Raw genomic sequence first — 20166 nt, 5'->3', positions numbered from 1 at the left:
TCGGAGCACTGGGCTCTCAAAGCATCAACCCTGGAAGGACTGTGAGCCATTCAGGGTTTCCTTGGCCAAACACTCCCGATCGACGGGGCATGCCCCGATCCGCTGGAGCGGTGGCAACGACCTGCTGCGCCTGTACTTACAGGACATCGGTCGAGTCGACCTGCTCACCAGCGAAGAAGAAGTCACCCTCTCTCGTCAGGTCCAGGCGCGGGAAAAACTGCTCGTGCAGGAGCGGGACCTCAGCAATCACCATGCGGCAATCCGGATCCTGCTGGATCTGGAGGAACTGCAGTTGCGTGAGGCCAATCAGGTGAGCCACTGGCCCACACGCCAGGAATGGGCTCGGGCGGCTGAGTTGCCCCTCGAGGAACTCAATCGACAGCTGAATGAGGGCTACAGCCTCTGGGCCGAGGAGGTGGGCCTTGAGGCCAAGGAATTGCAGCGACGGCTTCGGGAGGGTCGCAGGGCACGCGACCGGATGATCCAGGCCAACCTGCGCCTTGTGGTGGCAGTGGCCAAGAAATACCAGCAGCGGGGCATGGAGCTGCTGGATCTGGTTCAGGAAGGCACGCTTGGCCTCGAGAGGGCGGTTGAAAAGTTCGACCCCACCCGAGGCTTCCGCTTCAGCACTTATGCCTACTGGTGGATCCGTCAGGGAATCACCCGAGCCATCGCCACCCAGAGCCGAACGATTCGTCTGCCGGTGCATGTCACCGAAAAACTGAACCGCATCAAGCGCGTTCAGCAGGAGATCGCCACCGAAAAGGGACGACTGGCATCGGTGACTGATCTGGCCAGGGAACTGGGGCTGAGCGAAGAAACAGTGCGCATGACGCTGATGCGGGTTCCTCGCTCGGTCTCCCTGGAGACCAGGGTCGGAAAGGATCAGGACACCCAGCTGGGAGACCTGCTGGAAGACGGCAGTGCCACACCTGAGCAGACCCTCACCCGCGACTCCCTCCATGACGATCTGGAGCACTTGTTGGATGAGCTGACACCAAGGGAAGCGGAAGTGATTCGCAGCCGTTTCGGCCTTGAGGACGATCACCCGCGCACCCTGGCGGAAATCGGAGAAGCGATGGCGCTGTCGCGGGAACGGGTTCGCCAGATCGAGACGCGCGCCCTGCTCAAGCTGCGCCAACCGCAGCGGCGATCCAAGGTGAAGGATTACATCCTGGGCCTGGATTCCTGACCTCAACCACCGTGATCCAAACCAATTGCATGGCCAGCGCACCCCAGATCAACATCGGTATCCCTCAGGAACAGCGCGAGCAGATCGCTGCTGGGCTCAGTCGATTACTGGCTGACACCTATGTGCTCTATGGAAAAACGCATGGCTTCCACTGGAACGTGACCGGTCCGATGTTCAACACCCTGCATCTGATGTTCATGGACCAGTACACCGAGCTGTGGAACTCCCTGGACGAGATCGCCGAGAGAATCAGGGCTCTTGGCATCGTGGCCCCCTATGGCGGCGCGACCCTTGCCGGACTGGCATCGATCAAGGAAGTCAGCCAACCACCTGCTGCTCTCGACATGGTGCGCGAACTGGTGGCTGGCCATGAGGCCGTGGCCAGAACCGCTCGCAGCATTTTCCCCCTGGCGGAGGCCGCCAGCGATGAACCCACCGCTGACCTGCTGACCCAGCGGCTGCAGATTCACGAGAAAACCGCCTGGATGCTCAGAAGCCTGCTGGAGGACTGAGCCTCGGCCAAAACCGGACCCCTTGGTGCAATGGGTACATTGAAGAATCGACCAGGGGTTCATGGCCAAGTTCGTCTTCGTCACCGGTGGTGTCGTCTCCAGCATCGGCAAGGGAATCGTGGCCGCCAGCCTGGGACGCCTGCTCAAATCGCGTGGCTACAGCGTTTCGATTCTGAAGCTGGATCCATACCTGAATGTGGACCCAGGCACGATGAGCCCGTTTCAACATGGCGAGGTCTTCGTCACCGAAGACGGGGCTGAGACCGACCTCGACCTCGGTCACTACGAACGCTTCACCGATACAGCGATGTCGCGCCTCAACAGCGTGACCACCGGTTCAATCTACCAGTCGGTGATCAACAAGGAGCGCCGCGGTGATTACAACGGTGGCACGGTGCAGGTGATCCCCCACATCACCGGTGAGATCCGCGAACGGATCCACCGTGTGGCCGCCAACAGTGGCGCCGATGTGGTGATCACCGAAATCGGCGGCACCGTGGGTGACATTGAGTCGCTGCCCTTTCTGGAAGCCATCCGAGAATTCCGCGGCGATGTGGGTCGCCATGACCTGGCCTACATCCATGTGACCCTGCTGCCTTTCATCGGCACCTCTGGAGAACTGAAAACCAAACCCACCCAGCACTCGGTGAAGGAGCTGCGATCGATCGGCATCCAACCAGATGTGCTGGTGTGCCGAAGCGACCGTGACATCAACCAGGAGCTCAAACGCAAGATCGGCGGCTTCTGTGGAGTTCCCGAACGAGCTGTGATTCCTTCCCTCGACGCCGACAGCATCTATGCCGTGCCCTTGACCCTCGAGGACGAAGGCCTCTGCCGCGAAGTGCTCGATGTTCTGCAACTGGAGGACCATGACAGCGACATGGCTGGCTGGGCCCAGCTGGTGCACCAGATGCGCAACCCAGGACCGACCGTCAAGGTGGCGTTGGTCGGCAAGTACGTGCAACTCAACGACGCCTACCTCTCGGTGGTCGAAGCCCTGCGCCACGCCTGTCTGGCGCAGAATGCCTCCCTGGATTTGCACTGGGTCTGCGCTGAGCAGATCGAGAACGACGGAGCCGAAAGCCTGCTGAAAGGCATGGACGCCGTCGTGGTACCGGGCGGCTTCGGCAATAGGGGTGTTGACGGCAAGGTGGCCGCCATTCGCTGGGCAAGGGAACAACGGGTGCCCTTCCTGGGTTTGTGTCTCGGCATGCAAACGGCGGTGATCGAGTGGGCTCGCAATCAGGCCGGTCTCACGGATGCATCCAGCGCTGAGCTCGATCCCGACACCCAACATGCGGTGATTCACCTACTTCCTGAGCAGCAGGACGTCGTCGATCTCGGCGGCACGATGCGTCTGGGGGTTTATCCGTGCCGGATCGCAGAGGGCTCGATGGCCGCACACCTCTACGGCGATCAGGTGGTCTACGAACGACACCGGCACCGTTATGAGTTCAACAATGCCTACCGCAGCCTGTTCCTCGAATCGGGTTATCGCATCAGCGGCAGCTCACCCGATGGCCGGCTGGTGGAACTGATCGAGCTGCCGGGTCATCCCTTCTTCACGGCCTGCCAGTACCACCCGGAATTCCTGTCGCGCCCGGGCAGACCACATCCCCTGTTCCGCGGTTTGATCGAGGCAGCCCAGCAGCGCCTGCCCTCAAGTCCCAGCGAAGCTCTGCGTCAACAGGGTTCTGCCATCGGAGGCCGCGACCTCCCCGAAGCCAGCCGCAAACCTTGAGCATTGCCGAGTCCCTGAACGGCCTGCCGTTGGTGGAAACCTTCCACTCCCTGCAGGGGGAAGGTCTGCATGCAGGTCGCAGCGCCTTCTTCATCCGCCTCGGCGGCTGCAAGGTGGGCTGCAGCTGGTGTGACACCAAGCATTCCTGGTCAGCAAACGTGCACCCGCAACGCAGCGTCGAAGACCTGGCGCAGGATGCCTTGCAGGCCGCGAAGGAAGGAGCAGCATTCGTGGTCATCACCGGCGGAGAACCACTGCATCACCAGCTTGAACCGCTCACCAGCGCCATCCGCAGCAGCTGTTCACTTCCGATCCACCTTGAGACCAGTGGCGTGGATCCCCTCAGCGGCAGCCCCGACTGGATCACGCTCTCGCCGAAACGACACAAACCACCCAGGCAGGATCTGCTCTCCTGCTGCCATGAACTGAAGGTGGTGGTTCATGAAGCTGCAGATCTGCTGTTCGCCGATGTGGTGGCCTCTCAGGCTCCTCAGGCTCATTGGCTTGTACAACCGGGATGGGAGAGCCAGGAAGGCCAGGAGCTGGCAGTGACCAAAGCACAGGGAGACGGACGCTGGCGGCTGAGCCTGCAGAACCACAAGTGGCTTGGCGTGCGCTGAATCGATACAACAGCGGAATCAGATCCTTCTGCCATGCGCCGCAAAAGTCTGCTGATGCTCGCAGCCACGGCGATTGGGATCACATGGGCTTTTGCAGACATGGCATCGACCATCGATGCACAACCTCTTCCTCCTGAACAGGTCCCTGAACGCACTGGTGTTTCCAATCTGGCCTTGCTGAGCCAATCCCGCCCGCGACGGCTACCCGACACCCACCGTCCTTTCCGCAAAGGCGAAACTCTGCGTCTGGTTTATCCACTCGCTCAGCCTGCGCAGGAGGTTCAGCCCTATGGCTGGCGCTACTCAGACCGTCGCCAACGCTGGCGCATGCACGTGGGTCATGACCTGATCGCTCCTGCAGCCACCCCGGTCCTGGCCATGCTTTCAGGACGGGTCCATCTGGTGCAGTCGATCAGTGGCTATGGACTCACGGTGCTGCTGGACCATGGCCGGGGCTGGCAGACCCTGTACGCCCATCTGCAGAGCGCGGACGTTCATGCCGGTCAGCTGCTGCGTGCCGGTGACCGCATCGGCCGCGTCGGCCGCAGCGGCTCCGCCAGCACCGACCATCTGCATGTGGAGTTGCGACGACTGGAAGGACGCCAGGCCTTTGCGCTGGATCTTGGTCCATTACTGCCGCCAGAATCCACACTCTCTGAGACCACTGGCCCGCCAGCTAGCTTCTGATGCATGGATGACTTCCGGCCCGCTGTTCAGGCCTCAATGACCAACCTGGGTGCCGACACCCTCGACCTGCTGCGTCGCAATGACCTGCTGCATTCCTTGGTGAGAAAGCAGCTCATGCACGAGGCCACCACCGGCCTCAACCCCTCAGCAGAACTGATTCAGAAGGCGCTGGTCAGCCACTGCCAACAGGCCCAGATCAAAGATGAAGCAGCTCTGAAAATCTGGTTGGAAGAGCGTTGTTTGAGCAGGGATGAGCTGCTTGTCCAGTTAAGTATGCCTCTCAAGCTCGCTGAACTGGCGTTGAGCAGTTTTGGCATCCAAGCAGAAGCACGTTTTCTGCAGCGAAAGGAATCGCTCGATCAAGTGACCTACAGCCTGCTGCGGGTTAAGGATTCCGGAATGGCCCATGAGCTGTATCTGCAGTTGGAGGCAGGTGAAGCAAGCTTTGAGAACCTGGCCACAGATCACAGCGAAGGACCTGAAAAACGCAGCAGCGGCAAAATCGGCCCAGGAAGCCTGATGCGTGCGCATCCTCAACTGCGCTACCAGTTGCGTACAGCCACCCCTGGTGTGGTGTTGGAACCCATACTCATCGATCAATGGTGGGTGGTGAGCCGCCTTGATGAGCGTCATGAAGCCAGCTTCGATGACGCGATGCGTCAGCGCATGGCCAGCGAAATGCTTGAGGATTGGCTGCGGATTGAGACCAAGGAACTGGTCAAATCTCTCTCAAGCATGGAAAATGATCCGGCCGTGCCCTAACGATTCTGGAATCCGCAATGTCGATCGGGCTCGAAGCCCTGCGTACCAGATTCCGCGAACAGGGTGAATCCCAGCGGTATGCCCTGGGTCAGCCCCTTTGTGAGAGGCAGTTCATCCCTGGTCGCGTGCTGCTGATCGAGAGTGGCAGTGCCCGACTGCTCGGAGAACAGGGGGGTCGACTCAGCACCCTGATCCGTCTTGAGGCTGGCAGCTTTGTGGGTGTGGCTTCACTGCTGCGTGCCGCTGCTTGCGAAGAGGTCAGAGCTGCCTCAGAGCTGGTCGCCATCAGCCTCAGCGACGAACAGCTGCTTGCACTTGTGAACTGTGACCCAACAATCGCTGCTGCTTGCCGCAATCATCTGTGGGAAGCGGAGCTGGCAGCGCTTCTGCAGCAGCAACTCGATCGTGTCGCCAAGCAATCACTGTCTCTGAGCGAATTGCTCACGGAGCTCCTGCCCACAGCACAACTGTTGGACGCCTCGAACGAAGGCGCCATCCGCACCTCCCTGAACCAAGGGGAGCGACTGTTCCTTGCCAGTCAACCCCCTGAGGGAACTGAGGCTGCGCTTGGAGATGAGCTCATCGATCCTGGTCTCATCGCTGCGATGCCAGTCGATGTGCACGGCTTGCCGATGCGGGTGATCGCCCTTCCAGGCGGGGCTTTTGCAGCGATCGACGCCGAAATACAAGAGCAAAAAGTCGAACCCGAGGCCGTCAGCAACCTGACTGACAGCCTCCAGTCTGGTAGTGAGATCACGCAGGCCCCTCGGCACGTGCCGGTGAGCCGCTTCAACCAGACCAATGAAGACAACCGCGACTTCTTCGTGGCGGGTGAAGGCGTTGTCGAAGAGACATTGGCCTGCTTCCAGATGCTGACCAAGCTGATGAAGCTGCCGTTCCGGCGCGATGCCATTGAACGGGTCCTGCGCGATCAGCTGCGCCGCAACCAGGCACCCACATTGCGACTGTGTGGCCAGATGGCAGCCGGTTTAGGCCTGCACGTGTCGGGTGCCAAGGTGGCGGCGAGCATGGGCCTGCGTCTGCAGACGCCAACATTGGTGCCCTGGGGACAAGCCTTCGCCCTGGCAGTGCGGAGCGATCAACGTGGCCTTGTGCTGGCGTCGCCGAGCCAGGGCTTTGTGGAACTCGATTTAACCCAACTGGAAAACGCTTTCCCAGAGGGAATCGATCTGCTGCTAATCGACCGCACCAGCGCCACACAAGAGCAAAATTTTGGTCCCTCCTGGTTTTGGCCTGCTCTCAAGCGCTACCGCGGTGTACTGGCTCAGGTGCTGATCGCCAGCTTCGTGGTGCAGTTGTTCACCCTGACCAATCCTCTGCTGATCCAGGTGATCGTCGACAAGGTGATTGCCCAGCGCAGCCTGGACACCCTGCAGGTTCTTGGCATCGCCCTTGTGGCAGTGACGCTGCTTGAAGGAGTTCTGGGCAGTTTGAAGACCTACCTATTCACCGAAACCACCAACCGCATCGACCAGCGCCTCGGCGCGGAAGTCATTGACCATTTGCTCCGGCTCCCCCTCGGCTATTTCGATCGCCGCCCGGTAGGTGAGCTGGGATCCCGAATCGCCGAGCTTGAAAAGATCCGCAACTTTCTGACTGGTCAGGCTCTGACCACTGTTCTTGATGCGGCTTTTTCAGTCATCTACATCGTGGTGATGCTCTTCTACAGCTGGGTGCTGACATTGGTCGCCCTGGCCGTACTGCCGATACAGATCGCACTCACCCTTCTGGGCGCTCCCCTGTTCCGGAGGCAGTACCGCAAAGCGGCTGAAGCCAATGCTTCAACGTCAAGCCATCTCATTGAAGTGCTTACCGGAATTCAAACGGTGAAAAGCCAAAACGTTGAAATGGTGAGTCGTTGGACCTGGCAAGAACGCTATGCCAAGTACATCAGCCGCACATTTGAACAGACCATTACTGGAACAGCACTCAGCCAAACATCACAGGTTCTGCAGAAAATCTCCCAGCTCTTGGTGCTCTGGGTGGGCGCCATATTGGTTCTCTCTGGAGATCTCACCCTCGGTCAGCTGATTGCCTTCCGAATCATCTCCGGCTATGTGACTCAACCACTTCTGCGCCTTTCAACGATCTGGCAGACGATCCAGGAATTAAGGGTGAGCTTCGAGCGATTGGCTGATGTGATCGACACCAAACAGGAATCTGACGATCAGGACAAAGCCAAGGTGCCCCTGCCCCCCATTGAAGGTGCAGTGCACTTTGACAACCTCACTTTCGCCTTCAATCCAGGCTCAGCTCCGGTCTTGAACGATGTATCGCTGCAAGTGAAACCCGGCACCTTTGTCGGAATCGTTGGACAAAGCGGAAGCGGCAAAAGCACGCTGATGAAACTGTTGCCACGGCTTTACTCGCCAAACAAGGGCCGGATCTTGATCGATGGATATGACATCGACAAAGTCGAGCTTTACTCGCTGCGGCGCCAGATCGGCATCGTTCCCCAGGACCCTTTGCTGTTCTCGGGAAACGTGAGCGAGAACATCGCTCTGACACAGCCGGATGCCACCAGCGAACAGATTGTGATGGCCGCAAAAGTGGCTTGTGCCCATGACTTCATCATGGAGCTACCGGCTGGGTACAGCACCTCAGTGGGTGAGCGTGGAGCCTCTCTCAGTGGAGGACAACGTCAGCGCATTGCCATCGCCCGCACACTCCTGGCCAATCCAAAGCTGCTGGTGATGGATGAGGCCACGAGCGCACTCGACTACGAAACCGAGCGCAGGGTCTGCGACAACATGATCCAGGCCTTGCACGACTGCACGGTTTTCTTCATCACCCACCGCCTATCCACCGTGCGTCGGGCAGATCTGATTGTGGTGATGCACCAGGGCGCGGTGGTTGAAAAGGGTTCGCACGACGAACTGATGAGCCAACGCGGTCGTTACTACGCCCTTTATCGCCAGCAGGAGGCCAGCTGAGATGACGAACGATTCCAACAACAACAACTCTCAGAACGACACTGGCAGTCAGGAGAACGGAAGCAATAAAGAAAGTGCTCCCGGAAAGCTTGTCAGGCAGGCACGCTCAGCACTGGAGAACCGGATCACCCTGGTCAGCGATCAGGAGAACGTTCTGCAGCAAAGTCGCTTGTGGATGAAGACAGTCACCTGGGGGCTGATCGGTACCACCCTGCTCGGCATCGGCTTCCTGGCGGTAGCTCGTACCGAAGAAGTGGTGGTTGCTAAGGGCAAACTCGAACCGATCGGGAACGTCAAGGAAGTTCGGGTCCCACCCGGCGGAGTCGTCGAAGAAATTTTGGTAAAAAGTGGCGAACGCGTCACGAAGGGACAGGCCCTCATCCGCCTCGACCAGGAAAGCACAGCGGAGCAACTCAAGTCCGCGATCCAGGGGGTGGAAGAAAAAACCACTGAAATCAACCAGAGAGAACAACAGCTCGTTCTGAAAAATCAGGAAAAAGAGCGCACCAAGGATTTAAACCGCGAACAGGTAGCCACCACGCGTGCCAAACTTGCTCTTGAAGAAGATATCCTGAGACGATTAAGTACCCTGGCCGAAGAAGGAGGCATCAAAGATATTCAATATCTGCAGCAACGCAATACGGTAGAGGAGGTGAAAGGTGATCTCATCAAATTGAAGCTCGATGGTCGCCGTGAAATGAATCAGCTCGACCAGGAAACCAAATTAATTAATGCACAGCTTGCAGGCCTACGCAGCGATAGAGCTCGGCTCAATTCCGAGCTGACGAAAGTCAGGGTTGCGAACAAAAATCAGATCCTGCGAGCACCTGTTGACGGAATTGTTTTTGATTTGAAACTGAACAATCCCGGTTTCGTCTCCCAGGCCATGTCGTCCGATGTGATGTTGAAGGTTGTGCCTTTCAACACCCTGGAAGCCGACGTGATGATCCCAAGCAACAAGATTGGTTTCGTACGAACGGGTCAGCCAGCAGACATCAGCATCGACTCCTTTCCAGCCACTGACTTCGGCGTACTGGAAGGGACCGTTCAGTCGGTGGGATCAGACGCACTTCCTCCTAACCCACAGCAGATGGAACAGGAGTACACCTACCCAGCAGTGATCAAATTGGACAGCCAGCAACTCAAACTCAAGAGCGGCAAACAGTTGCCACTTCAGGTGGGCATGTCACTCACCGCCAACATCAAGTTGCGCAGTGTCAGCTATTTGCAGCTGATGCTGAACACCTTCCGAAGCAAGACCGACTCACTGCGACAGATTTGATCAGAGCCTGACCCCAGGCTGCTGGCGGGTCTCCGCTTTCCAGATCCGCCAGCGCAGCTGCAAGGTCTCGGGCAGATCCACAACGATCGGCCAGGAGGTGTTGTAAGGAACGAGATAGGGTTGCTTGCCGAGCGATAGGAAAGAAGTACCGGTGGACTGATCATCAGGACAGGCCATCTTGGTGCTGATCACAGCCACTGGAGCCTTCACTTCAAAAAGGGCCTTGCCAGATGCCTTGGGCAGCATGCGCATGGTCATCCCAGGACCTGAAAGGCGCTTGGTGTTGCAATCAAGACTGACCTTCTGGCCCACGATCAGCTGAATCCGCCAGTCGATCGGTTGTGCAGAGATGAATGGATCTGAACTCTTAGGCAGCAGACCCGACGGCTGAATCACCCAACGTTTGAGGCCAGGGGCTGGCTCCGGGTAGCCGGTCAGATTCAGCCGCGGAATCGCAATACCGGGCAGCGCAGAAACAGCGGAGAGCGACAGAGCAGCTCCAAAGCAGGTGATTGGCTTCAACAGCTGATGCGAAGGCTTCGTCATCACCCCATGGACAACAGAATGCACAGCATGACCGATTTCACAGCGATTGCCCTCTTATCTGGCGGCCTGGATTCCGCCACAGCGGCAGCACTGGCGATGGAAGCAGGTGGGCGGGTGATCGGGCTCTCCTTCGATTACGGCCAGCGCCATCGGCGGGAACTGCAGGCAGCCAACACGATCGCCGAAGCTCTGAACCTGGCCGAGCACCACACCATCAGCGTGAACCTGGCCAGTTGGGGTGGATCGTCGCTGACTGACCAGCAGCAGGCCTTACCGACACATGGGGTGCAGGAGGGAGTCATCCCCAACACCTACGTCCCAGGCAGAAACACTGTTTTCATCAGCATCGGCCTCAGCCTGGCCGAGGCTCGCAACGCCGAGCGAGTGGTTCTTGGGGTCAATGCCGTGGACTACTCGGGATACCCCGATTGTCGGCCCGACTATCTGGAGGCTTTCCAGACCCTGGCAAATCTCAGCAGCAAAGTGGGCCGGGAAGGACATGGTCCTCGACTCTGGGCACCACTGGTGAAATGGAGCAAGCAACGCATCGTGGAAGAAGCCCTGCGCCTGGGGGTACCGATTGCGTCCACCTGGAGCTGCTACAGCGGAGGAAGCAGACCCTGCAGCGTCTGCGACAGCTGTCGCATCCGTGATGCGGCTCTGCGCGATGCCGGTCGCCCCGATCTATGCAGCAGCGCAAGCCAATGACCCTGCTGCGCAGGCGTCTGCCCTGGCTCGAGCCGGCCTTGGTCGCTGAAAACCTGGCTGACCTTCACGGTGAAAGCGGCCTGATCTGGCTCGATGGAGATGGCAGCGACCTTGGACGGCACATCACCCTGGCGGTTGATCCTCTGGAGCAGTACTGCTGCAGAGGGCTGCCGGGTGACCCAGGAGCGTCCAATCCCTTCACAACTCTGCGGAAACTCCAGGGCGGCCACTGGACTGGATGGCTCAGCTACGACGCTGCAGCCTGGACGGAACCCGGCAACCCCTGGCGTCGCGACGTAATGGCAACCCTCTGGATCGCACGCCACGATCCTGTGCTGCGATTTGATCTCAAAGCCAGAGAGATCCATCTGGAAGGCGTCGACCCCGTACGCCACGCCGGCATGGCCAGGACTATGGAACGCCTGAGACCAACCAAGACCACTTCGAGGCAAGGGAAGAGGCTTGGATGCAGCTGGCATCGGCATAGTGATCGCGCCACATACAAAGCAGGCGTCAGCACAATCCGTGAGCTGATTGCCAGCGGCGATCTGTTTCAGGCCAATCTCACCAGCTGCGCAAGCAGCACACTCAGAAACAACGTCAACAATTTGGAGCTGTACGGACGGTTGCGCGATCAATGCCCTGCTCCCTTCAGCGGTCTGCTGGTTGGCAGCGGTTCTGCCACAGGTGAAGCGGTTCTCTCCACCTCCCCCGAGCGCTTTCTACAGGTGGAGGCCAGCGGCGCAGTCCAGACACGGCCGATCAAAGGAACCCGGCCGCGCCATGATGATCCGCGCATCGACGACGACCTTGCGGCGGACCTGGTGTGTAGCGCCAAAGATCGCGCCGAAAATGTGATGATCGTGGACCTGCTGCGCAACGACCTTGGTCGTGTCTGCCGTCCTGGATCCATCCAGGTGCCAGACCTCGTACGGCTCGAGAGCTATGCGCGCGTGCACCATCTCACCTCTGTTGTCACAGGTCAGTTGCGTCCGGACGCGTCTTGGGTGGACCTGCTGGAGGCCAGCTGGCCAGGGGGGTCGATCACAGGAGCACCCAAGCTGAGAGCCTGCCAACGGCTGCATGAACTGGAAGCGCAGGGTCGTGGACCCTATTGCGGCTCGCTGCTGCACCTCGACTGGAACGGCCGCTTCGACAGCAACATCCTGATCCGCACCCTGCTACGTAAAGACGCGCAGCTACGACTGCATGCAGGTTGCGGAATTGTGGCTGACTCCGACCCCGAAGCGGAAGCTGACGAACTCGACTGGAAGCTGCTGCCCTTGCTGGAGGCACTGACATGACGGCAACAATCCTCGGCTGGCATAACGGCGAGTGGGGCAGTGCCGATGCCCTGCGAATGCCGCTCACGGATCGAGGTCTGCAGCTTGCGGATGGATTGTTCGAGACAGTGCTGGTCCAGAACGGAAGTGCCCAGCTGCTAAGTGAACATCTGCAGCGGTGGCAGCGCGGCGCATCACTGCTCGGAATGGCAGCTCCTCCTGCTCGCCCCTGGCTAGAGCAACTAACTGATGAAGCCATCTCTCGAGCAGGCCTGAACACCGCCGCTACAGCAGGGGCGATGCGTCTCAACTGGAGCCGCGGCAGCAGTGCTGGCCGAGGAATCGGCTTAGCAACCGGTGATCCAGATCCAACTCAGCACCGCTTCTGGCTCACCCTTCAACCCCATCAGCTGGATTTTGAACCCGCTCAGGCCTGGATCAGTGTTCAGGAACAACGCAACGCCAACAGTGTTCTCAGCCGTTGCAAAACACTCGCCTACGGTCAGGCGATACAGGCCAGGCGGGAAGTGCAGGCGCGGGGAGCAGAACTGGCCCTGCTGCGCAACACAACTGGTGATCTCTGCTGCGGCGACAGCTCCAACCTGCTGGTGAAACGACAAGGCGCCTGGATCACCCCACCGCTGAGCAGCGGTTGCCTGCCAGGTGTGATGCGAGCCAGAGCACTGGAACAGAGACTCATCAAAGAAAAGACAATCGGTCCAGAGCTGAGAGCCAATGACCAGGCGCTATTGATCAACAGCCTGGGCTGCAGATCACTGAAAACCGTAAACGGAATGGACCTGGATCCATATCCCGAGCCAGAACAGCTGTGGCAACAGCTGCTCGATGGCTGAAACAGAACTGGCTTTCAGGCAAGCACCGTGTCGTTGTCCTGCAACCCTGGGATATAGCGCAGCACAGCCGCCGACCAACCCTCGCCATGGGGTGCAGGCGCCAGTTGATAACGACCCTCGGCCACTCCGTTCTTGAGCTCGGGATGCGGTCCGGTCGGTCCTGGAACCACCACAGCACAGTCGCCGGCATCCAGCAGCGGCTGGTCGTTGGGCGAATCGCCCAGAGCCAGCACTTTCACGTCCGGAACTCCCTGGCGTTGTTTGAGGGTCTTCAGTGCCTGGCCCTTGCTGACGCCAGCACCCAGCAGATGACCGAGACGATTGCCCTGCACCACGCCCAGATGGCGCATCTCAGCCAGCACCTGAAGACGATGTCGAGACTCAGGGGTCTTCGGCGGAACGAAGGGAACACTGCACTGACGGCACTGTGCTTGCCGTAAGGCCTCACCGCTGAGGCCTAAAAGCCGATCAGCCTCGCTTTCACTGAGATCGTCCAAGGCCTGGAGCGGTTCGCCGAGCTCACGCTCGAGATCACCAAGTTGCGGTCTGAGCTGTCTCCAGGATGGACCTAAGTCATGGTGCCAAAGCTCACCAGTCGCGGATTCTCCATAGATGGCTCCACCATTCTCGACGATGAACGGATCGTGCAGATCCGCCAACTCACGAAAGCGGAGCACCTCCTCTGCTGTCTTGCTCGTGCAGGGGATCACAGGAATGCCATGACGCTGCAGACAACGAATCACGTCCATCGCGGCGGACCAGTCGTAATGATGATCCATGAGCGTGCCGTCGAGATCTGTCACAACCCACCAGTTGGAGTGTGGAGTCTCCGTCATGGCTGCACCAGCCAGAGCACGGCATACGGCTCCAGTGAATGTCTCCTCCGCGGCGCGAACTGCTGATCAGTGAGGCGATCGACCCAGACCCGATTATCTCGACCGCCCAGAACGGTGGGATCAAACGTGAGGCGAGAGGCTGTGAAATTGTGGACAGCCACCAGAATGTGGCCCTGATGGGAGCAGCGAAGGACGACACGATCCACACGATCCACACTGAGCACATCCAAAACGCTGTCCGGATGCAGTGCAGGCAGCTCAGCCCGCTGCGTAAGCGCATGGCGCAGAGCCCTCAACACAGCGGTGGCATCACTGTCGGGATCATCAAGGCGCCGCTCCAGAGCCACTGCTTTGAATTGAGGACGGTTGAGATCCCTGCGATGACCACTTTGACGAAAGCGAGCCAGATCGTTTGGACTGGCCAGCAAAGCTGGTAAATAAAAAGCGGGAATGCCAGGAAGCACCAACTTCAGCATTTCGGTGAGCAGAAAACGCTGGCGCTGAAGATGAGCTGGGTCGAGACCGCCATCGGCCATGGCGCTCCACCAGCTGATGTTGATCTCATAGGGAACGTCCTCCCCATCAGCGAGACGACGATGACTCACCAAGCCACCTCGCTGCTCACAGGCAATCAGCAGATTCAACAAACGCCGCTGGGGCATTAGTCCCTCCAGTGGCCTTAACCCCACACCGTCATGGCAGGCCGTGAAGTTGAGCAATGCAGTGGAGTTTGGCAGTTGGGGCCAGCGCGAGAGCCAGCGATTGAGCAAATCAGCAGAACCGCTCATCGCGGCCTCCATTAACAGGGGAGGAAGCGGGAAGTTGTAGGCGAGATGAGCTTCCCGACCACTTCGTAAGTAAGAGAGGTTCTCCTCCTCCGGAACATTCGTCTCCGTCACCACTACGCCTCGACCCGCACAGGCATGCGTGAGCAGATGACGCAGCACCTCAACGAGCCGGTGAACCTGAGGAAGGTGAATGCAGGAAGTATTCGGCTCCTTCCAGACGAAGCCAACAGCATCGAGTCGAATCCAGCGCACACCATGGGCGAGCTTCTGCTTCAACAAACGCGTGAAGCCCAGCAGAACTTCAGGACAACGCCAATCCAGATCAACCTGATCCGGTCCGAATGTGGTCCACACCTGACGCTGACCCCCAGAGCTCTGCAGATGGGTGAATAGCGCTGAACTACGAGGGCGGACCACGTCGTCCCAGCAGGGATCAGGGGCAGCCTCAAGCACACAGGAGCAACCAGGCTCCTCATCTCGCAGAAACTGACGGACCCACGGATGGGATGCAGAAACATGGTTGAGCACCAGATCCGCCATCAAGCAACGCCCCTCTGCCAACGCAGCAAGGTCAGTCCAGTCGCCATGACGTGACTCCAACTGCTCATGACTCGAAACGGCAAACCCCCCATCACTGGTGGACTCAAGAAACGGAAGCACATGAATCACAGGTGCAAAAACCTGCAGATGGCGGTTCACAAAGCTGCGAAGCCCCTGCAATCCAGGTTTTGCATCATCGACGACAGAATCCGCATAGGTGATCAACACCACATCGTCTCCGTTCCAGCAGTGATTCACGACTGCCGGGTCGGCATGTGCTGAAGCCGGTCCGAGAATTTGCAGCAATTGCGACGACAACTCTTGGAGATCGACGGAAGAATTATTGGGGTAGAGATCTCCTAGCAGGGTTCGCAGCGTTTGATCGCGCGGAGGCTGCATCAGGTTCCACCAGAACGTCGTTCAGGTATGGAACAGGTTCTTCTCCTCTGTTGTCGCATCGAACACCGCATGGATTTTCAGCAAAGCCTGATCACCACGGTTCATGATTACAGCCTTGGCAATCTCGACGCCATCGACTTCAACAAGGAGCTGCGGCAAAGGCCTACCGCCCTGCTGATTCCTTGCCTGATGGAGGAATTCAAGCGGCCGGCCCTGAGCCTGATTCGCGACACGCTGTCGACGCTCACAGGATTATCCAGCCTGGTGATTGCCCTCTCCGCCGACAGCATCGACGACGTCAATACAGCCGAAGCCTTCTTTGCAAACATGCCTTTCCAAGTGCAGGTGCACTGGACCAACGGCCCTGCTGTGCAGGACGTGCTCTCCTCCATGGCCAGCCTGGGGCTGGATCTGACGGGCCCACCCGGCAAAGGCTGGGCTGTCTGGCAAGGTCTGGGAGTGGCCTGCCAGCAGGCGGAAGTGATCGGCTTGTTTGACGCAGACATCCGCACCTTTGGTTCCGGCTATCCGGAGCGAATGCTGCGACCACTGCTCAACCCATCCCATGGAATGGCCTATGTGAAGGCCTTCTACAGCCGACTCTCCTTAGAGACACAGGCGCTGCAGGGGCGCGCCACACGACTGTTCGTCGGCCCCTTACTGGCAAGCCTGGAACAGATTTTCGGCGCACTGCCCTACCTCTGCTACCTCCAGACCTTCCGTTATCCACTGGCTGGTGAATTCGCTTTCACGCGCGATCTAGCGATGAACCTGCGGATCCCTTCAGACTGGGGACTGGAGATGGGACTGCTCTCCGAGGTTTATCGACACGTTGCACCCAGCCGGATCACGCAGGTGGATCTGGGGTTGTTTGATCACAAGCACAAAAGCCTGGGAAACAAACCAGACGAAGGCCTGCAACGCATGGCCAGCGAAATCTTCTGCACCGTGCTGCGCAGCCTGATGGAACACGAAGGCTGCGTGATCTCGATGGATCAACTGCCCACACTGGAGGTGCTTTACCGGCGTGTCGGAGAAGACAGAGTGCGTCAATTCGGGCTCGACTCCGCCATTAACCGTCTTCCCTATGACCGTCATGGCGAGGAGCTTGCTTTACACCGGTTTGCAGACCTGCTGCGCCCAAGCCTGAGCGGTCTGCTGGCTTCTCCGATCGCCCATCAGCTCCCCAGCTGGTCGCGACTGAACAGCTGTAATCCATCCTTTGCAATGGATCTGGCAACAGCTGGCAGAGTCGGGCGCCAGTCACCGAGCTACACACCCAGCGCCATCAGGCTCAGACGACCGAACCATTCACCAGCAAGACACGAAGATCAGGCCAAAGCAGCAACAACCGCAGCAGCGTGAGGCTGACCGTGAAGCAAGACCTTTCTGCCTATGAGTGAACAGAAGATAATGGGTGTGACACAGCGAACTGTGAGCAATGTTGCGACAACTACCAAATCGAAGGATTTGGTATCAAGTGCGCAAAATTGAAATATTGCCGAGGCTGCTTTTGTGACGAATCAGACATTTGACCTGTCAGATTTTGACGACATTGGATGAATGAGTTTTCCAACAAGATGATCGAATGCGTTTACCGCAACAACACCAACAAGATGGTGATTATGAAGTGCATTGGGGAATCGCACTTTTACCTGGAAAAGGTTGTCATGCCCAAAGAGATGTTCTGGTTTCAAGCCCCACAAGAGGCTCGATTGGAGCTCTGGCTAATGTCGCCACAAGGCCAAATGCTGGATGTGCGAGCCTATGCAGCCGACTACGCGATGGACAATGATCAAATCCCCGAATCAGCTATGGCAAGTTAATGGAGGCCAATACCATTGAACTCTTTGATCAAACACTGAGAAACTGATCAACGACTGATTGACTCAGCTCTTGCGTTGGGCCACTGGCAACAATGTCGCCACGTTGCATGGCGTAATAACGATCTGCCTGACGAACAAAGTGCAAATGCTGTTCCACCAGCAAGACACTGATTCCAGCCTGGGAAATGATCTGTCGCACTGCCGATTCGATGTCAAGAACGATATTGGGCTGGATCCCTTCGGTGGGTTCATCCAGTAGGAGCAATTTGGGTTTTCCAAGCAGCGCGCGTGCAATCGCCAATTGCTGTTGCTGACCACCACTGAGGTCCCCACCCTTGCGAGTAAGGAAATCCCTCAGAATCGGGAACAAGTCGTAAACGAAGGGATCAATCCCTCGTTGGCGGTCCAAACCTCCCGGCAGCGCCTCCATACCGAGCATGAGGTTCTCCTCAACTGTGAGCTGCGGAATGATTTCGCGTCCCTGAGGCACATAACCCAAACCAGCATGCGCCCGCTGATGCGGAGCCTGACGATCGAGGGGGATGCCGTTGAAAACGATCTCACCACGACGTGGTCGCAGTAACCCGATCAGAGATTTGAGCAAGGTCGTTTTGCCGACCCCGTTGCGACCAATCAGACAAACCATCTCACCAGCCTTTACGGTTAGATCGACATCGCGAAGAATGTGACTCTCCCCGTAGTAGGTGTTCAGACCGCGCATTTCCAAAAGCGTTGTCATCCGTTGTCCTCCTCTGTGGTTCCGAGATAGACCTCAATCACACGTGGATCGGCCTGCACCTGATCCATCGTTCCTTCACAAAGCACATGCCCCTGGTGCAACACCGTCACTGGGCTCTCCAAACGACGGATGAATTCCATGTCGTGCTCGATCACCAGCACGGTGTGATCCCCAGCTAATGACTTGAGTAGATCTGCGGTGAGATCAGTCTCCTCATCAGTCAGACCAGCAACCGGTTCATCCACCAGTAAGAGATCGGGATCCTGGCCAACAAGCATGGCAATCTCTAGCCACTGCTTTTGACCATGCGACAACGAACCGGCAACCCAGTCGGCTCGGTTTTGCAGGTTGACGATACTCATCAAGTGATGCACCTGATCCCTCTTGCTGGCATTCAGGCCGCCAACCAGCAGCGACCAGGGCTGCTTCGGCTGATTCACAGCCAGCACAAGGTTGTCCTGAACGCTCAAGTGTTCAAACACCCTTGGACTCTGGAACTTGCGACCGATGCCCATGCGAGCAATGCGGTGCTCTGCACGTCCCAGCAATGAACAGCCTTTGAAGACAACATCGCCTTCCGTTGGTGCCGTCTTGCCCGTAATCACATCAAGGAATGTGGTCTTGCCGGCGCCATTGGGGCCGATCACCGCCCGAAGTTCGCCAGGAGCAAGGCTGAGGTTGAGGTCTCTCAGAGCCAGAAAACCATCAAAGCTGACAGTGATCTGCTTCAGCTCCAACAGAGCTTCGCCTCCTGTTGAGAGCATGGTCATGGCTGCACCTCCTCCTGACCATCGAGCTCAAGCCTTGGATAAGTCGCACTAGGTCGAGAGAGTCCTACACGATTCAAAAGATTGCCTGGACCCTCCCCTCGGAACCAACCAATCACCCCTTCCGGGAGCGCGGTCACCACGAGGATGAACAAACCGCCCTGAATGAAGAGCCAACTTTCAGGCATCGCCTCACTGACGAGACTCTTGGCGAAATTAATCACCACAGCACCGAGAATCGCGCCCACCAGAGTTCCGCGACCTCCAACCGCAACCCAAATGACCATGTCAATCGACATGGGCACTTCCATGAACTGCGGCGACGCACTTCCCGACTGAACGGTGTAAAGCGCACCGCCAATGCCAGCCAAAGCACCGGCGAGTCCAAACACAAACGTCTTGAACAACGTTGGGTTGTAGCCGGCAAAGCGCAATCGCGGTTCGTCATCACGGATCGCGATCAACACATCACCAAAACGACCACGCACCACCCACCGCAACAAAGCCCAGATCAGAATCACCACCACAGCGGTGACCCAGAAGAACCAACGCTGCATCAAATCGGAGCCAACGTACTGGCCAAACAATTTCGTGGCCGGGGTTTGCAAACCGTTCGTGCCGTTGATCAGCTTCTGCTGGCCGTTGAAAAAGTTGTAAAAAACAAGCAATGCTGCCTGAGTAAGGATCGAAAAGTAGACACCTTTGATCCGATTACGGAACACAAGGCCACCTAGCACAGCGGCAAGAATCCCGGGAATCAACCAGATCGCCATCAGCGCGAACCAAGGCGAGGCGAAGGGGTGCCAGAAAAATGGCAGCTCCTTGACGCCATAAAGACCAAAAAACTCAGGGATACCGTTGGGCAGATCACCTGCGTTGCTGAGCTGGAGGTACATCGCGGCGGCATAGCCACCGAGGGCAAAAAAGATGCCCTGACCAAGGCTGAGCAGACCGGTGAAACCCCAGATCAGATCGATCCCGAGAGCCACGATCGACAGAGACAGAAATCGTCCCAGCAAGTTGAGCCTGAACACAGGCAAGACAGCGGGCGCCGCCACGATCACGGCGATGATCAGCACCCACAAGCAGACGATCGTCCAGCGACGATGAGAAAAGGAAGAAAACATCGA

Annotated in this window: 19 protein-coding genes; 13 read left to right on the top strand and 6 right to left on the bottom strand. The window is 58.1% G+C overall.

Annotated elements, in window-relative coordinates:
* The first annotated feature begins 61 nt into the window (after positions 1-61).
* From SIB58_RS15090 to SIB58_RS15055, 8 genes are all read left to right on the top strand, one after another.
* Positions 62-1192, top strand: coding sequence for an RNA polymerase sigma factor, RpoD/SigA family (locus SIB58_RS15090; RefSeq protein ID WP_066912133.1), 1131 nt, complete (start codon positions 62-64; stop codon positions 1190-1192).
* 29 nt (positions 1193-1221) lie between these two features.
* Positions 1222-1704 carry a Dps family protein gene (locus SIB58_RS15085; protein WP_186539094.1) on the top strand — a complete coding sequence of 161 codons (483 nt, stop codon included), beginning with the start codon at positions 1222-1224 and terminating at the stop codon, positions 1702-1704.
* Positions 1705-1765: 61 nt separating this feature from the next.
* The gene (locus tag SIB58_RS15080; protein WP_066908864.1) at positions 1766-3445 is read left to right on the top strand and encodes a CTP synthase; all 1680 of its coding nucleotides are present in this window, start codon (positions 1766-1768) and stop codon (positions 3443-3445) included.
* On the top strand, positions 3442-4065 hold the full coding sequence (locus SIB58_RS15075) for a 7-carboxy-7-deazaguanine synthase QueE (protein WP_066908861.1): 624 nt from the start codon (positions 3442-3444) through the stop codon (positions 4063-4065). The genes SIB58_RS15080 and SIB58_RS15075 overlap by 4 nt, the downstream gene beginning before the upstream one ends.
* Before the next feature lie 33 nt (positions 4066-4098).
* A complete protein-coding gene (locus SIB58_RS15070) occupies positions 4099-4752 on the top strand; it encodes a M23 family metallopeptidase (protein WP_231857118.1) in 654 nt (217 codons plus the stop codon).
* A 3-nt stretch (positions 4753-4755) separates the two neighbouring features.
* Positions 4756-5514, top strand: coding sequence for a peptidylprolyl isomerase (locus tag SIB58_RS15065; RefSeq protein ID WP_066908858.1), 759 nt, complete (start codon positions 4756-4758; stop codon positions 5512-5514).
* A gap of 17 nt (positions 5515-5531) precedes the next feature.
* Positions 5532-8468, top strand: a complete 2937-nt coding sequence (locus tag SIB58_RS15060; protein ID WP_066908855.1) for an ABC transporter transmembrane domain-containing protein — start codon at positions 5532-5534, stop codon at positions 8466-8468.
* Position 8469: 1 nt separating this feature from the next.
* Positions 8470-9750: an HlyD family secretion protein gene (locus tag SIB58_RS15055; protein WP_082823418.1), complete on the top strand. Its 1281-nt coding sequence runs from the start codon at positions 8470-8472 to the stop codon at positions 9748-9750.
* Here the strand turns inward: SIB58_RS15055 and SIB58_RS15050 are convergent, their stop codons facing one another.
* Positions 9751-10296, bottom strand: coding sequence for an ecotin family protein (locus tag SIB58_RS15050; RefSeq protein ID WP_066908852.1), 546 nt, complete (start codon positions 10294-10296; stop codon positions 9751-9753).
* A 27-nt stretch (positions 10297-10323) separates the two neighbouring features.
* On the opposite strand from SIB58_RS15050, the gene queC reads away from it, so the two are divergent.
* From queC to SIB58_RS15035, 3 genes are read left to right on the top strand one after another with little or no spacing between them, the layout of a single operon-like run.
* Positions 10324-11004 carry a 7-cyano-7-deazaguanine synthase QueC gene (gene queC, locus SIB58_RS15045; protein WP_066908967.1) on the top strand — a complete coding sequence of 227 codons (681 nt, stop codon included), beginning with the start codon at positions 10324-10326 and terminating at the stop codon, positions 11002-11004.
* Positions 11001-12308 (top strand): anthranilate synthase component I family protein, encoded by a 1308-nt coding sequence (locus tag SIB58_RS15040; RefSeq protein WP_066908972.1) that lies wholly within the window; start codon positions 11001-11003, stop codon positions 12306-12308. Before queC ends, SIB58_RS15040 begins: the two co-directional genes overlap by 4 nt.
* Positions 12305-13141, top strand: coding sequence for an aminotransferase class IV (locus SIB58_RS15035; RefSeq protein ID WP_067326948.1), 837 nt, complete (start codon positions 12305-12307; stop codon positions 13139-13141). Before SIB58_RS15040 ends, SIB58_RS15035 begins: the two co-directional genes overlap by 4 nt.
* A gap of 14 nt (positions 13142-13155) precedes the next feature.
* On the opposite strand, the gene SIB58_RS15030 is transcribed toward SIB58_RS15035, so the two are convergent.
* Together SIB58_RS15030 and SIB58_RS15025 are read right to left on the bottom strand one after the other, a co-directional pair.
* On the bottom strand, positions 13156-13977 hold the full coding sequence (locus tag SIB58_RS15030) for an HAD-IIB family hydrolase (protein WP_067326951.1): 822 nt from the start codon (positions 13975-13977) through the stop codon (positions 13156-13158).
* Positions 13974-15704: an alpha-amylase family glycosyl hydrolase gene (locus SIB58_RS15025; RefSeq protein WP_067326953.1), complete on the bottom strand. Its 1731-nt coding sequence runs from the start codon at positions 15702-15704 to the stop codon at positions 13974-13976. Before SIB58_RS15025 ends, SIB58_RS15030 begins: the two co-directional genes overlap by 4 nt.
* Before the next feature lie 69 nt (positions 15705-15773).
* Here SIB58_RS15025 and SIB58_RS15020 point away from each other — a divergent pair, with 69 nt between their 5' ends.
* Positions 15774-17069 carry a glycosyl transferase gene (locus tag SIB58_RS15020; RefSeq protein WP_067326998.1) on the top strand — a complete coding sequence of 432 codons (1296 nt, stop codon included), beginning with the start codon at positions 15774-15776 and terminating at the stop codon, positions 17067-17069.
* A 215-nt stretch (positions 17070-17284) separates the two neighbouring features.
* Positions 17285-17530, top strand: a complete 246-nt coding sequence (locus SIB58_RS15015) for a DUF1830 domain-containing protein (RefSeq protein ID WP_067327000.1) — start codon at positions 17285-17287, stop codon at positions 17528-17530.
* A gap of 28 nt (positions 17531-17558) precedes the next feature.
* Here the strand turns inward: SIB58_RS15015 and urtE are convergent, their stop codons facing one another.
* The 3 genes from urtE to urtC are packed head-to-tail and all read right to left on the bottom strand — an operon-like array spanning position 17559 to position 20163.
* The gene (gene urtE / locus SIB58_RS15010) at positions 17559-18269 is read right to left on the bottom strand and encodes an urea ABC transporter ATP-binding subunit UrtE (RefSeq protein ID WP_067326955.1); all 711 of its coding nucleotides are present in this window, start codon (positions 18267-18269) and stop codon (positions 17559-17561) included.
* The gene (gene urtD / locus SIB58_RS15005) at positions 18266-19039 is read right to left on the bottom strand and encodes an urea ABC transporter ATP-binding protein UrtD (protein WP_067326958.1); all 774 of its coding nucleotides are present in this window, start codon (positions 19037-19039) and stop codon (positions 18266-18268) included. The genes urtE and urtD overlap by 4 nt, the downstream gene beginning before the upstream one ends.
* Positions 19036-20163 carry an urea ABC transporter permease subunit UrtC gene (gene urtC / locus SIB58_RS15000; protein ID WP_067326961.1) on the bottom strand — a complete coding sequence of 376 codons (1128 nt, stop codon included), beginning with the start codon at positions 20161-20163 and terminating at the stop codon, positions 19036-19038. Before urtC ends, urtD begins: the two co-directional genes overlap by 4 nt.
* Between the last annotated feature and the right edge of the window lie 3 nt (positions 20164-20166).

Source organism: Synechococcus sp. MIT S9504 (genome assembly GCF_047497135.1).
In the GTDB taxonomy this organism is placed as follows: domain Bacteria; phylum Cyanobacteriota; class Cyanobacteriia; order PCC-6307; family Cyanobiaceae; genus Synechococcus_C.
Note: the sequence above shows the minus strand (reverse complement) of the source record. Positions and strands in the feature narration are given on the sequence as shown.

Bases quoted from the DNA above. Each gene is read 5' to 3' on its own strand.
- SIB58_RS15050 (WP_066908852.1), bottom strand. From the start codon at position 10,296: ATGACGAAGCCTTCGCATCAGCTGTTGAAGCCAATCACCTGCTTTGGA.
- SIB58_RS15015 (WP_067327000.1), top strand. From the start codon at position 17,285: ATGATCGAATGCGTTTACCGCAACAACACCAACAAGATGGTGATTATG.
- urtC (WP_067326961.1), bottom strand. From the start codon at position 20,163: ATGTTTTCTTCCTTTTCTCATCGTCGCTGGACGATCGTCTGCTTGTGG.
- SIB58_RS15065 (WP_066908858.1), top strand. From the start codon at position 4,756: ATGGATGACTTCCGGCCCGCTGTTCAGGCCTCAATGACCAACCTGGGT.
- urtE (WP_067326955.1), bottom strand. From the start codon at position 18,269: ATGACAACGCTTTTGGAAATGCGCGGTCTGAACACCTACTACGGGGAG.
- SIB58_RS15055 (WP_082823418.1), top strand. From the start codon at position 8,470: ATGACGAACGATTCCAACAACAACAACTCTCAGAACGACACTGGCAGT.
- SIB58_RS15030 (WP_067326951.1), bottom strand. From the start codon at position 13,977: ATGACGGAGACTCCACACTCCAACTGGTGGGTTGTGACAGATCTCGAC.
- queC (WP_066908967.1), top strand. From the start codon at position 10,324: ATGACCGATTTCACAGCGATTGCCCTCTTATCTGGCGGCCTGGATTCC.
- urtD (WP_067326958.1), bottom strand. From the start codon at position 19,039: ATGACCATGCTCTCAACAGGAGGCGAAGCTCTGTTGGAGCTGAAGCAG.
- SIB58_RS15020 (WP_067326998.1), top strand. From the start codon at position 15,774: ATGGATTTTCAGCAAAGCCTGATCACCACGGTTCATGATTACAGCCTT.
- SIB58_RS15070 (WP_231857118.1), top strand. From the start codon at position 4,099: ATGCGCCGCAAAAGTCTGCTGATGCTCGCAGCCACGGCGATTGGGATC.
- SIB58_RS15040 (WP_066908972.1), top strand. From the start codon at position 11,001: ATGACCCTGCTGCGCAGGCGTCTGCCCTGGCTCGAGCCGGCCTTGGTC.
- SIB58_RS15025 (WP_067326953.1), bottom strand. From the start codon at position 15,704: ATGCAGCCTCCGCGCGATCAAACGCTGCGAACCCTGCTAGGAGATCTC.
- SIB58_RS15085 (WP_186539094.1), top strand. From the start codon at position 1,222: ATGGCCAGCGCACCCCAGATCAACATCGGTATCCCTCAGGAACAGCGC.
- SIB58_RS15060 (WP_066908855.1), top strand. From the start codon at position 5,532: ATGTCGATCGGGCTCGAAGCCCTGCGTACCAGATTCCGCGAACAGGGT.
- SIB58_RS15080 (WP_066908864.1), top strand. From the start codon at position 1,766: ATGGCCAAGTTCGTCTTCGTCACCGGTGGTGTCGTCTCCAGCATCGGC.
- SIB58_RS15035 (WP_067326948.1), top strand. From the start codon at position 12,305: ATGACGGCAACAATCCTCGGCTGGCATAACGGCGAGTGGGGCAGTGCC.